Genomic DNA, 13,600 nt, shown 5'->3' on the forward strand with positions numbered 1-13,600 from the left:
TCGATGATATTACAAAAAAAACAGGCGACAGCTACCCGGCTGCCGCCTGTTTTCTGTTTAACCAAAGAACGGCTTCTCATTTAGCCGCAGTTCATACTCGTTAGTCAATCCGCCCGCAAGCGCATTATGACGCAGGGCCAGATACAGCTCTGCTTTTGTCGCATTCACATAAGGCTGAACGAATAAAATGCCGATGCCCAGAGCCAACAGACCTAGCAGAATCCAGCCGATAAAGCTCAGATCGAGCACAAACATGCGGAATTTATGACCGTGTGTCATCTGCTTGCTTAAATCGACTGCACGGTTGTAGCCGATGTTCGGGTTGTCTGCCAGGATGAACGGAACCTGACTGTAGGCGTAGGATTTGACGATCCCTGGAATAATCAGCAGCAGGAACCATAAGAAATTCAAAAAGTTCTTCCATAGCATGGTTAACACTACAGCCCAATACCGGTCTTTCCTGAATGCATAGCCGATATTGCCCATATTGACTTCACCTTCAGCCGACTGCTTGAAATAGCGCTGTGAGCCAACGATGAGGGGAGTGGCAATCAGAGTGTAAAAAGCGAGACCGATAATTGCAAAAATAACGATGAGCACAAAGGCAACAAGCAGGATCGGACCTAAGATGCCCCAGTTCATATCCAGTCCCGAATTTTGCAGCTCTGTCCGGTTTGATGAATCGAAAAACCTGTCAAAGCTGGGAATTCCCGTGCCTTCTCCAAGAATGATCAGCAGCAGGCTTACGACAAAAGCTTTCCAATATGATGTCCGCAGTACGCCCTTGGCCCTTTGTTTGAGTTCTACGCGTCCCCACATAATAAAACCTCTTTCTGGTATGTATTTATTCTCTTCACCTTACTTTCTGCATAGCTTTGATTCCATGTTTCCAAAAAGTATTATAGCACGTACGTTCAGATTAAAGTTGAAAACCGCTGATTCATCCCCACCCTATCGAGGGTGGAGTATTCTCAGCTTTTTTAGATAAATGTTATTTTTAAATGTAAATGTAATGTTTTTTCTGAAAATACCGATATATGTTGTGACAAATGTGATATGAAAAGGAGCATATACGTGAATTTGAAAACGAAAGTAATAATCCTGGTAACCTCAATTTGTATTATTCTGGCGGTTCCGCTAAGTTATTTTTCCTTGTACCTGATTCAAAAGCAAACGCATGAATCTATTGATGAACAGCTCAAAAGCACAGTCCAAAAAGCGGTTGCCGAAATCGACGGCTGGGTCCAGATTAAAGCTAAAGTAATTGAAACGCTCGGCACGGTCATTGAACAGACGGTTCCGTTTAATCAGATTGGTATGGAGCATTTGCAGGCTTTTCAGCTGCCTGAGAATAAAGCTGATATAGCCACTATCTATTTTGGCCTGGAGGATGGCACCTATATGGACGGGGCGGGCTTTATCCCAGACAGCTCTTTTGATGCCCGGCAGCGGCCCTGGTACCTGGCGATTAAGGAAGCAGACAAGCTGACCATCAGTGATGCTTACATAACGAAAGCAGGAGTACAATCTATCTACATAGGCGTTCCGCTTCATGATCAGAACGGTGCTTTTCAAGGAGCGATCTCGGAAAATATCTCCCTGGATTCCATTAAGCAGCGGATCAGTTCCATTGAAACGGCAGACGGCTTTACTTTTTTGCTGGACCGCACAGGAGTTGTTCTGTCCCATCCGGATCAGGAGCTGCTGAACAAGCCGCTGGCTGAACAGCCCGGTTATTCCGGACTTGTTGAGCAAATGCTCAAGCAGTCATCGGGCCATACGGAGTATGTATACAATAATGATGATCAATTGATTTATTACGAAACCATCCCGAACACCGGCTGGGTCATAGGAACCTCTATTTCGGAAAAAACAGCCTTTGCCGAGCTTGTATCCACCCGTCAGCTTTTAATAACTTTAGTTGTATTGTTTACTCTTGCATTGGCTGCTGGTGCCTATTTCTTCGCATTAAAAGCGCTAAAGCCTTTGCTTAATATGAAAAAGAGTGCCGAGCTGCTCGCAGCAGGCGATTTGACGGTTCAGGTGCCGGTGAAGGGGAAAGACGAAATCGCTCAGCTCGGATATTCATTTAACGCCATGGCGGCCTCACTGAGGGGCTTGATCGCACAAGTATATCAATCGGCACAGGTAGTCCAGACTTCCTCCAGGGACATGTATAAGGATGCTCTGGGCAGCAATGAAATTGCCGGGCAAATCTCGGCTGTCATTGATGATATTGCCAATGGTGCTTCCGAGCAAGCCGAGTCAATTCAATCCGGGGCTGAAATGGTCAGCGGTATTAATGAGGTTATTGATCAGATCGTTGATGAGGCCAGGAACGCGTCAACCAGTATCATGGATGTTAATCAGGCAATGGAGAGCGGTGTGGGGGCCATCAATCGCCAGAATGATCTGGTACAGGCCGGTAAACTGAATACCGGACGGGTTGAAGCCGCTAACGGGCTGCTCCAGAACAAGATTGACGAGATTTCGCTCATTACCGGAAGCATACAGGCGATTGCAGCCCAGACCAATTTGCTGGCACTGAATGCTTCAATTGAAGCAGCGCGGGCCGGAGAACACGGCAGAGGGTTCGCTGTAGTTGCCGGAGAAGTGCGTAAGCTGGCTGAACAGTCCTCCCATTCCGTGACCGGGATTGACCAGCTGCTGAAGGATCTGCAGGAAGCAGGCCGGCAAAGTGCTGCTGAACTGGATGAGCTCCGGATAAATAGCACAGACCAGCTAAGCTCAATGGAAGAAACCTCAGAAGCATTTACCCGCATCCGTGAAGCGATTGAACAGATCATAGCCAAAATTAATTTCATCACGGATGGCATGATGGAGCTGAAATCCGGTTCGGGACAGGTATCCGACGTAATCACGGGTCTGGCGGCTGTCGCCGAGCAAAGCGCTGCCTCTACGGAAGAGGCTGCTTCCTCAACAACAGAGCAGACTGCAACAATCAGCAATATCTCCGATACAGCCAGGGAACTGACCGAGAATGCGGAACAGTTACTGCAGGAAATTAATAAATTTAAAACACAATTGTAGTTGGAAAAACAAACAGCAGCTTCTTCCGGTTAACGGGGACAGCTGCTGTTTTTAGTTATAAGTGTAAATCAGTTCGCGGATACAGCAGCACTCCAATTCCCGAAATAATGCCGAAGATGCCTTAGAGTTAGCACGAAAATGATTAAAAAATGAATGAGTTTATCTCAATGTTAAAGTTTAACTTCCATGTTACAATGTGAATGAAATATATATTATTTATGGGAGGTAATGGATGTTGGGGTGCTATAAAAAGTCCTTGTTGATTATGGCTGTATGTTGTGCCGTAGCGACTGCATCGGGTTGTAATGCAGAACAATCTGACACTGAGTTAGAAAAAAGAGCAGCAGCTACTGCTACTGCCGAAGCAGCAACCGCTGAACCTACAGTGAGCACAGAAGCACCGGCTGCGGAAAGATCGGCAGAGCTGCCGGACTTTGCTCAGTTAGTGGATACATACGGGGATCTGGGGCTGGTTGACGCACATAACCATGATGCATCGGGTAAGCAGTATCAAAGAATGGAAGAAAGCTGGTCGCGCTTTAAGGTACGCAATATCGTGCTTTTTGGAGACGTTTCCGATCACAGTGCCATTATGACGGATTCCTTTAGCTGGTACGCTTATCAGAGCAATCCGGATCTCTACATACCGTATTTTTCAGGCTTTGATCTTCATGATCCGGAATGTCTGAATGTAATCAAAGACAATCTGGAAAAGGGTTATTTCGGTTTGGGCGAGATAGCAGCGGCTTCAAGTTATTCCCCTGCGCTTGCAAATGTCGCCTGGAAAGCCATCGATCCTATGGATGGGTACTTCCCTGAAATCTACGACCTGATTGCGAAATACAAAGCTCCCATTCTATTACATATCGATCCGCCGAATGGAGAGCCTGTAGCCAAGCTGGAACAAGCCTTGAGTGAGCATCCAGACACTACTTTCATTTTTGCACATATAAATGCCTACAATACACCTGAAGAGATTGACCGTTTGATGGGCAAATATCCGAACCTTTACGCTGATTTTTTTGCCGGTTTCTCTGTTTATAACCCTGAGGGAGGGCTGCAGCCGGAAATATTCGTACCTGTGATTAAAAAATATGCTGACCGTTTTATGCTCAGCACGGATTCCGGATATGGACTCGAAGGCGGCGAATGGAAAGCAATTGAAGCCATGTACAGGATGCTGTATCTGTTAGATGATCCGCTTACAGCCAGGAAGATCGGCCGGGACAACCTCATGAGTCTGATCCAGGCGCAACCGGCGACAGAGACACAGCTTAAGGCAATTGCAGAACTGGAAAAAAGCACAGGCAAGTCTTACGGGAATAACCTAAACAAGCTGGAAGCAGGGAAAATACTGGCGCAGGCTGGTAAGGGTTGATGATCGTATCTTCCACAATTAATGAAAGCCGGACTGCATCAATATTTCGGCAGCTTGACAACCGGAGACAATATCCACTTTAAAGGCTTGCGGAGCCAGTAGGACATTACGGTGGCGGCGGTCCACGAGCTGCGCTTATCCTGAATGTACTGATCGTTGATAATGTAAGTCCGGGTGGAAGGAGGGCTGTTCAGGCCGAGCTTTTCCCAATCCGCCGGATCATTCGAGCCTCCGAGCTTAGCAAGCATAGCTGCTGCCGCTTTATCTACTTTGGTGTGAAGCTGCTCGTAGGCTTGGCTGATTTGCTCATGAAATTCGTGAATCGGATTGCGGTTGGCAAGGCTCTCCAAATGAATACTTTCACGAAGGTAAGAGATGTATGCCAGATGGTCGGCCCAAAATTCATCGATATAAAAGAGCCGGACCCGCTGCTCCGAGGGGCTCATCTCTATCTTGCCTTTTAAAATATCCAGCCGTTCACTGTATAGAATCCGCCTCTGATCCTCAACCATATCTGAATATTGGTTCAGCTCCTGGTGGATTTCAAAGTTTTGGCCCATGATAACGCGCTGAATATGCGTGATTGTGCTGCGGAGTGCCGGATCTTCGAGCGCTTCATCCTGTCTGGACGTGCTGATCGCCCCATTGTTGCCAAAGCGCAGCATAAGCTCATCCTCCAGGCTTACAAAAAACACCGAGGCTCCCGGGTCTCCCTGGCGTCCGGAACGCCCGCGCAGCTGATTGTCGATCCGCACACTTTCATTCACATGGGTACCGATCACATATAATCCTCCCAGCCGGGCCACAGCTTCAGCCTGCTCCAGGCTGCCGCCTCCGAGCCGGATATCGACACCGCGTCCTGCCATGTTCGTAGATACGGTCACGGCTCCAAGCTCTCCCGCTTTGGCGATAATGCCGGCTTCCTCAGCGTCATTCTTTGCATTCAGGACATGACAGGGCACACCGGCGGCTGTCAGTGCTTCTGCCAGCAGATCTGATTCCTCGACGCTTGAAGTGCCTATAAGAATTGGCCGTCCTGTAGTATGGACAGACGAAATGTCCTGCACAAGCGCCTTAAGTTTGGCTTCCTTATGGGTATAAATCCTGTACGGAAGGTCAAGCCGTATGTTAGAACGGTTCGGCGGGATCTGCACGACCTGCAGACTATAGAGCTTATCGAATTCCATTGCTGATGCACGGGCGGTTGCCGTCATGCCGCAAATTTTCGGATAAAGGCTGATAAAGTGCTGGATGGTGATCGTTCCGAGGACTTTCCCGCCGGCTACGTGCTGCAGTCCTTCTTTAGCAACAAGTGCAGCCTGCAAGCCTTCGGGTAAATACCTGTTCTCCGCCACACGCCCCGTATATTCCTCGATCAGCTCGATGCTGCCGTTCCGCACGATGTAATCGATGTCTTTTTTCATTAATGCTTCCACATGCAGTGCGCAATTCAGCGAGGTTAAAAGATGGCTGTTATGGCTGTCGTACAAATTGCCGCATCCCAGCAGCAGCTCCGCTTGTACAGCGCCTGCTTCATTCAGGTAGACGTTCCGTTTGAAATCGTCGAAGTTGTAATGGGCTGCCGGCTGCAGCTGTCGGGCTACTTCTGCGAATTGCAGGCCAGCGCTTGCCGAAGCGCTTGTGTCCCCGCTGATGACCAGCGGCACCCGCGCCTCATCGAGAAGAAGTGAATCCGCCTCATCTACAATGACATAGTGGAAGGGATGATGTACGGTATCGGCTTCATTTAATACGATAGAGTCGCGCAGATAATCGAATCCGGCTTCTTTTGCGGTAACATAGGTTATATCACTGGCGTATGCTTCCCGCTTCAGGGGCAGACTCATGCCTGCTTGAACCGCGCTTACGGATAATCCAAGGAAACGATAGACCGGTCCCATCCACTGCGCATCCCTGTTAGCCAGATAGTCGTTAAACGTCAGCACATGCACACCTTTTCCGGTCAGCGCGTTCAGATAGGCGGGCATGACTGCGGAGAGTGTTTTTCCTTCGCCGGTATGCTGTTCGATCAAATATCGTTCGTGCAGGGCAATACCAGCCATGATCTGTACATCGTAAGGCAGTAATCCGAGGGTCCGCTTCGCCGCTTCACAGACTAAAGCATATGCATCAACCAGCAGCTCGTCCAAGGGTGTGCCGGACTGTGCTGCTGCCTGCAGCCGGAGCGATTCCTGCTGAAGCTGTCTGTCGTCCATGTTAGTCAGATTTCTTGCTCTAATAAGCTCTGTTCTCTGCTGCAGGCCTTTCAGTTTACTCTGGTTATCGTAGTCTTTAAAAGAACGGAATAATCTTCCTGCAAAATTCATTGGACCGATCCCCTCTCAAGGAAAATCACTTGACCTTATTCAGCATCTTCTTTCAAATAGAATACATCCTCAACATTCAAATGAAAGGCGGCGGCGATTTTAAGAGCGAGGGTAACGGAAGGGGAGTAGTCGCCTTTTTCAATCAGCCCTATGGTCTGGCGTGTGGCACCAATGGCATCAGCCAGGTCCTGCTGTGACCATCTGAAGCGCGCTCTGAGTTCGCGGACGTTGTTAACTAGCATTGTGCGGTTCCTTTCCGGCTAATATTGGGGATAATTGTAACCTTTGCTGATGGAAATGTAAATGATGTATTGCATTTTGGAAGGTTTATTAGTCATTATAGGGATGGGAGCGGATCATATCCTATTGCGGGGATACTGACAAGTTCCTTATATGTAAAAGCCGGACTGATCATCCGCGGCATAAGAGTCACGAATTCCAGTCCGGCTGGCTTTAATTTGATTATCTGATTAATCTGCTGATCCATAATCCTGACGTTTCAGCGCTTCTTCATCGCGTACCGCGTTCAATTCATGTTCGTTCTGATGAAATTCCTTGAGCATATTACGGTAAATATGAGCCTCCTGATGGTTCAGCCCGTCACGGTTTTCTTTTAAAACCCAGCCCTCGACCGTTTTTTTCAGAATTTCGCTTTTTCGCTCCAGCAGTTCTGTATAACTCAATCTTCTTCATCCTTTCCGGTTTACATTTTCAGACTCCATATTGAGCCTGGATATCGGGTGATCCGTTAGCTTAACTTTACACCCGGCGTAATGTTTATCATTATACAGGAAAGCCTGGAGGTGCCCAATTTGTATTAGCCGTCCTTATATGGGGTGAGTAATGCTCAGAATGGAAGTGGGGAACTCTGCCGCGCTTCCTCGTAATTGTACGGCCATATACTCCGGTATGCTGCTTCTGCATAAAATGTTAGATCTCTTTTATTTTACATAATCGGGTTATCGATGAGGAATTTTGGTAGAATAGGGAGGCTGCAGGAATTTACCAGAATATAAGGGGCGGTCTCATTGTTAAAAAAAGGAATGATATTTGTTTTATCGATAGTATTGCTTTTTTCCAGTAGTGTTACAGTGTTTGCGGCAGAAAAAACGGGAGGGGAAGCAACGCCTTCTGGGATTCCGCTCGCCGGGCTGGAAGCTTTTGTCGACGAATATGTAAAAGAGTACATAGGACTGCAAACTGTAGGTGCATCCATAGTTATGGTGAAGGATGGCCGGGTGGTATTGTCCAAAGGTTACGGCTACGCAGATGTGGAGCAGCAGATTCCTGTCTCGGCGGATACCGTTATGGAATGGGGATCAATCAGTAAGCTTGCCGTATGGACTGCAGTGATGCAGCTTGCAGAGCAAGGAGAAATGGATCTGAATCAGGACATCCGCAGCTATTTGCCTCCGGGTTTCCTGACCAGGCTGAAATACAACGAGCCGGTCACGATGCTCAATCTGATGAACCATAATGCCGGATTCGAAGAATATATGTTTGATATGGCTTACCAGTCTCCTGAAGAAGTACAGTCACTGGAAAAGGGGCTGCAGCTGGCCGAGCCGGCGCAGATTTTCAGGCCTGGTGAGACAGTGGCTTATTCCAACTACGGCAATTCACTGGCTGCTTATATTGTGGAACGGATCAGCGGCCAGCCTTTCTATGAATACGTCCGGCAGCATATTTTTGAGCCGCTGGGCATGAAGAATTCCATTGCACATTCCGTTGTAGAGGAACGCCCGGAGCTTCTGGAGCATAAAGCCAAGGGGTATTTCTTCAAGGGTGAAGGGGACTTTGCACAAGGATCATGGAATTATATGTCCATGTATCCGAACGGCGGAAATAACGGAACGGCGGAAGACCTGGCCAAATTCGCAATGGCATTCATGCCTGAGGAAGGAGAACAATCGCCTCTGTTCGAAAAGCGCGAAACGCTGGACACAATGCTGTCCCGGAGCTATTCTGCAGCAGCGGGAATGCCAGGCATTGCCCATGGCTTCTGGGAGTATCCAGGTGCGCAGCGGACGCTGGGACATGGCGGAAATACGATTGCTTTTGCTACCAATCTGCAGATTGTGCCTGAAGACCGGTTTGCCATTGTCATTATGACCAATCAGGCGGGTGAATCTAATATCGTTCATGGCTTAACCAAAGAGATTGTGGGCATGCGCGAGCTGACAGATGCTGTGAATCTGCCCGATACTGAAGAGGTACAGGGCGAGTTCATGGCTGCGCGCCGCCCGGGGTATGGCTTCATGAATCTATTTCCTTATCTTACGCTGATGAAGCTTAAGCCGGAGGGTGAGAATCGGCTTAAGGTCTCCCTTGCAGGCATGACCGCAAGCTATCAGCAGGTTGAGCCTTACCTTTATCAGAAAGTGAGCGGAGACCCGGCGCTTGATATCTGGCCGATGCTGTACGCTAAGATGGGGGATGGAAAAGTAGAGGCAGTCTCGGTATATACCTCTGATTATTTGCCGCTGCCTGCCGGTAAATCGCTGCCGGTGCTTATTTTAAATGCGGCATTGGCCGTGCTGGCAGTCCTCTATTTTATCATTTCTCCTTTTGTATTGCTGGTGCAGGCGGTTTTGAATAAACGCAGAGCCAGAACACGCCCTGTATCCCGTGGCGGCAGCCGCAGACTGGTAACGGGCATTATCCTGACAGGTACAGGCATTGTGGCTAACAATCTGATTCTGGCTCTGCGGATGCTCAGCAACAATGAACGTGCCTACTCTGAAGTATATCCGCAGCTTGTTATCAACTATGGCTTGACAGGATTGGCTGTGTTATTAATCGCAGCACTGTTGTTATCCTGGAGAAATCAACGGTCCGCCTTAAAAGTGCGTGACAGGCGGACCGCCATTCTGCCTATGCTAATGATTGCTGTTCTGGCGGGACTGCTTGGATTCTGGCAATTTTACAGTTAACCCGGCACTAGACCTTGAACTGTTTTAACTCTTCCTCCAGCTTTAAGGAGATTTGGCTTAGCTCTCTGGATAATTCGGCGACCTGGTCAATACTGCTGAGTTGTTCCTGTGTATTGGCACTAACCTCCTGGGTGGAGGCGGAATTCTCCTCAGTGGTCGAAGAAATAATCTCGATAGCCTGTAAAATCTCATCCTTATGCGTGTATACGATGGAAGTGTTATTGCTGATCTGAATCATCCGCAGCTTTAATTCTTCCAAGTCTTTGTTCAGATTAAAGAAGAGTTGCTTCGCTGTATCTACGTACCTGGCGTTTTCCTCGGCAATCTTCAAGCCGTTGCTGGTGTGTTCTACTGAAATGATAGTTTTCTCTTCGATTGCACTGACTTTTTTGTGGATTTCCTGAGTCGCGAGTGCTGTCTGCTCAGCAAGCTTGCGTACCTCTCCGGCAACCACGGCAAAACCTCTGCCATGTTCACCAGCACGTGCAGCTTCTATAGAAGCGTTGAGCGCCAAAAGGTTGGTCTGGGTGGCAATTTGATTAACGGTGTTCACGATGCCTGAGATCTCATGGCGGCTCAGATCAATGGCTTCTATAATAGACGAAACTGCCTGTGTTGACTTGTGATTGTCCTCTGCCGATTGGGATAACTGCTCAACTAGGCTTAGACCCGATTCACTAAGCTGTGCAGAAATTTGCGCCATCGACTCTACGGCTTGTGCGTCACTGGTGATTTCGTTAATCTGATCCGACAGTGCACCGGTTTTGCGCAGAATACTTTCTGATTCTATTGATTGATAGTTTGTGGCGTTTGCGATCTCAGTGATGGCCGTCGCTGTTTCGTTCATGGTTATTGCTGTTTTGGCAGAAATATCCTGCAAATGATGGGAAGACTGAGTCAGCACCTGGGTGGTATTACTGATCACTTGTAACATGCCTTGAATCTTCTGGACCATCGCAGAAATACCTTGGGCAATTTGCCCGATTTCATTATTAGAATGTTCTTTGATTTGCACCGTCAAATCCCCGTTTTCAATCCGCTTGATGGTTGTAAGCAGTTTCGGTATCGATCTTAACAGGTAGCGGAGCGTGATGTAACAGATTAATACCAGCAGGAGGGCTGCTGCTGCGAAGCTGCCGATCGTAATCCAGGTAAAAGCTTTCAGTTCGCTAAGCGCTTCTTGCCGGGTAATGGTCAGGCCTACAGACCAGCCGGTATCTTTACTGGTAGCATAACCGATATAGCGGGGTTCCCCATTATCATTAATCAGCTCTACGCCGGTATCGCCGTTTAGCATTTTTGTGCCGATTTTGCCGAGATCCCCTGAGCTCTCATTGATTTTTTCCTTTAACACTTTATCTTCGTCCGGATGATACAGAATATCTCCTGATCGGGTAGCCAGAATGGAATAGCCGGTGCTTCCCAGAGAGTAGCTCTGCATAATGGCCGGGATGTCATTAAAAGCAATATCTGCGGCGATAAAACCGATCAGCTGGTTGCTGTCATTTTTGATAGGGTAAAAAATACCCATAAGCAGAGTGCCCGTGTTGACGTCAGCGTATGGTTCGGAATAATACAGGCCGTCAGCTTCTGAGGCAGGCTTGAAGTAAGGACGCGAGCGGATATCAAAATCAGCATTGGAAGTGGCACCGTCGTTTTGCAGGAAATAGCCCTTCCCGGATATTCCGGCAACCCAGACATCGGCAAAGGACGGCTCTTTCTTTACAATTTCCGCCAAGGTCGCTACTGTAGCGGCGGCTAGAGGAGAGGTACTCACCTTGTCTGGAGTTGTGCTCTCAATATATCGCTTAAAAAGATCGTTCGTGGACATTTGTTTGACTAATGAGCCCTTTTCTTTAAACAATGCATCAAATTGGCTCACTATACCCTGTGTCTTAGTCATTAGGATGGATTCCTGCTGAGTGACCAGAATGTCCCGGGTGTTGGAATAAATGAAGGTGCAAAGGGCCGAGAAGACGACAACAATAATGACTAACAATACAATGGCCAATGTGTTGGCAATGCTGGATGAGCGAATTGACCTTTTCTTAATAAGCTGTGACATATGACATCTCCCGGAACCATATTAGGGTGAATACCCTTGAATAATATGTCGGAATTATGTCGAATTTCTTTTAGAGGAATTAAAGAGGTGAGCAAAATGATAAAGAAAATAGTTGTTTTACTGTCTGCATTTTTCCTTAGTTCATGTAGCAAGGTCCAGTTAAGCCAAGAGGAAGTTTCTTTAGTTGAAACCTTAGGAATTAGTGAACAGCAAGCTCTAAAGCTTAAAACCTATGCAGAACCCAAAGCATTATTGCCCTTAGCCGAGCCTGATAACGGTTGGAATACTTCGGATTTAGCGGGGATCTCATTTAATACTGAGGAGCGTAAAGTACCGGAAATTTTTGGTTTGCGCAATCAGCTGCGTGAAGAAGGATTTTTACTCTTCCGGAGTCAAATGAATTTTGGATACGAACCCGAGCAGTTTAGCTTAATTAAAAGTGATGACCAGTATGATATTTTACGGTACAGCGGCACGGATGGAGCTAATTATGATCTTTCGCCGGAGGATATCATTGCTAAGTTGAAGGAATGGGAAGAACGGTATCCTTTCGAAATCACTGGTGCCAGCCTTGATTGGCTGGAAACGAGGTTAATAGATAAGGGGCAGGATTTATCTGAGCTGGCTCAGCAGGTATATGAATTTTGTCCGGATGTGGTTGATCAGGGAACAGGGTCGGTTGAAGCGCTGGAGAAGGAAATGGAAGCCGGGAGAACGCTCTATTTGTGGTGGGATTGAGCAACAGGAAAATCACCAGTTTAATCTATACATTATAGAATAAAAAATAATGAAGAACTCAGTATGAAAACATTACCAAGTAAGCTATTTCCCGACTGCTCGTTTACATCAGATGAGGACGCTGGCTTTTATGATATTACCCCTGAAGGTTTCAATCATATTGTTTCATTGTATATAAGCAGTGAAGTTGTTAAAGATGATAAATCGATTGTTAAAGCCGCTGCTTTTTTTGACAGATTACATGAATGGAATGACTTTTGCAGAAATGCCTTAATGTCTGCTGAACAGAAAAGCGAAGTATTTGAAACAATAATGGAGTATTTCAGCTCTTATAAAGAGGAGGCCCCGGAAGTTTTTGGGGAAGGAAATGTTCCAGACTTATCGCTTGCAAATATGGTCAAATAGTTGCAGCTAAGCCATATGGGTACACACGGAAGCGGTGTAGAGCAGCGGTATAATGTTGATTTCACTTTAGGTTATGACCAATTGCTGACGATTTATTTTGATAATAGCTGTAATATTGAAATTGCATGGGAGAGCTAAATTATTAAGAAATATAAGAATTCAAATAGATTCACGAATCGTCACTCTAGGCGAAAATAAGTAATGCCCATGCCCAGGTACTTTGACTCTGCTGGCAGGAGAAAGCACTGCCGAAAGCTTTTTTTGCTAAAAGCTACAACTTTGCCGGGATGTACCTGTATTTTTGATAGTGAAGCCTACTCATCATCCGTCGCCACCGGGTGCCTCCCATAACGAATTTGTTGTTGCACAAAAAAATATAGACAATGATAGACCTCTCAATCTTTAATGAGCAATAATGTATTATTTACTTGAGTTTTGGCACTATTGCACAAAGAAATTATATGAGAATAAGTCAAAAAATTCATATTATTACTTGAATAAAAATTGGATTTTAATATTAGATTGAACCTGTTTTCACGATATTCTTATAAGTTGTTTGTAATAAGACTTCTAAATGACTAAACGGCGAAGAGTTTAGCTGACTTGTTACTCCTCCCCCGTCTATAAAACCAACTACTTGAATTCCTCACAGTTTTTATTCCTCTTTTGTAGCTATCAGATTCTCGTGCTAGATAATCTGATA

10 protein-coding genes are annotated in these 13,600 nt (G+C 46.7%); 5 read left to right on the top strand and 5 right to left on the bottom strand.

Annotation, left to right across the window (positions count from 1 at the left end; all coding sequences use genetic code 11):
* Window positions 1-57: 57 nt before the first annotated feature.
* The gene (locus AC4G46_RS14535; protein WP_491128556.1) at window positions 58-819 is read right to left on the bottom strand and encodes a DUF975 family protein; all 762 of its coding nucleotides are present in this window, start codon (window positions 817-819) and stop codon (window positions 58-60) included.
* A 255-nt stretch (window positions 820-1,074) separates the two neighbouring features.
* Between AC4G46_RS14535 and AC4G46_RS14540 the strand changes: the two genes are divergently transcribed.
* Both AC4G46_RS14540 and AC4G46_RS14545 read left to right on the top strand, forming a co-directional pair.
* Window positions 1,075-3,051, top strand: coding sequence for a methyl-accepting chemotaxis protein (locus tag AC4G46_RS14540; protein ID WP_491128557.1), 1,977 nt, complete (start codon window positions 1,075-1,077; stop codon window positions 3,049-3,051).
* Between the two features lie 385 nt (window positions 3,052-3,436).
* Window positions 3,437-4,429, top strand: a complete 993-nt coding sequence (locus tag AC4G46_RS14545; protein WP_491128558.1) for an amidohydrolase family protein — start codon at window positions 3,437-3,439, stop codon at window positions 4,427-4,429.
* Between the two features lie 38 nt (window positions 4,430-4,467).
* On the opposite strand, the gene AC4G46_RS14550 is transcribed toward AC4G46_RS14545, so the two are convergent.
* The 3 genes from AC4G46_RS14550 to AC4G46_RS14560 all read right to left on the bottom strand — a co-directional run bounded on the left by AC4G46_RS14550 (window position 4,468) and on the right by AC4G46_RS14560 (window position 7,439).
* Window positions 4,468-6,756, bottom strand: a complete 2,289-nt coding sequence (locus tag AC4G46_RS14550) for a preprotein translocase subunit SecA (protein ID WP_491128559.1) — start codon at window positions 6,754-6,756, stop codon at window positions 4,468-4,470.
* Between the two features lie 35 nt (window positions 6,757-6,791).
* Window positions 6,792-6,998, bottom strand: a complete 207-nt coding sequence (locus tag AC4G46_RS14555) for a helix-turn-helix transcriptional regulator (protein ID WP_491128560.1) — start codon at window positions 6,996-6,998, stop codon at window positions 6,792-6,794.
* Window positions 6,999-7,226: 228 nt separating this feature from the next.
* Window positions 7,227-7,439 carry a hypothetical protein gene (locus AC4G46_RS14560; RefSeq protein WP_491128561.1) on the bottom strand — a complete coding sequence of 71 codons (213 nt, stop codon included), beginning with the start codon at window positions 7,437-7,439 and terminating at the stop codon, window positions 7,227-7,229.
* A 408-nt stretch (window positions 7,440-7,847) separates the two neighbouring features.
* Between AC4G46_RS14560 and AC4G46_RS14565 the strand changes: the two genes are divergently transcribed.
* Window positions 7,848-9,689 carry a serine hydrolase domain-containing protein gene (locus AC4G46_RS14565; RefSeq protein WP_491128562.1) on the top strand — a complete coding sequence of 614 codons (1,842 nt, stop codon included), beginning with the start codon at window positions 7,848-7,850 and terminating at the stop codon, window positions 9,687-9,689.
* Between the two features lie 7 nt (window positions 9,690-9,696).
* Here the strand turns inward: AC4G46_RS14565 and AC4G46_RS14570 are convergent, their stop codons facing one another.
* Window positions 9,697-11,754, bottom strand: coding sequence for a methyl-accepting chemotaxis protein (locus tag AC4G46_RS14570; RefSeq protein ID WP_491128563.1), 2,058 nt, complete (start codon window positions 11,752-11,754; stop codon window positions 9,697-9,699).
* Window positions 11,755-11,799: 45 nt separating this feature from the next.
* On the opposite strand from AC4G46_RS14570, the gene AC4G46_RS14575 reads away from it, so the two are divergent.
* Entirely contained in the window at window positions 11,800-12,492 is a 693-nt protein-coding gene (locus AC4G46_RS14575) for a DUF4253 domain-containing protein (protein WP_491128882.1), read from the top strand.
* Between the two features lie 63 nt (window positions 12,493-12,555).
* Complete coding sequence (locus AC4G46_RS14580; RefSeq protein WP_491128564.1) at window positions 12,556-12,897, top strand: hypothetical protein; 342 nt, start codon at window positions 12,556-12,558, stop codon at window positions 12,895-12,897.
* The last annotated feature ends 703 nt before the right edge of the window (window positions 12,898-13,600 follow it).

This window comes from Paenibacillus sp. fava2, assembly GCF_058313675.1.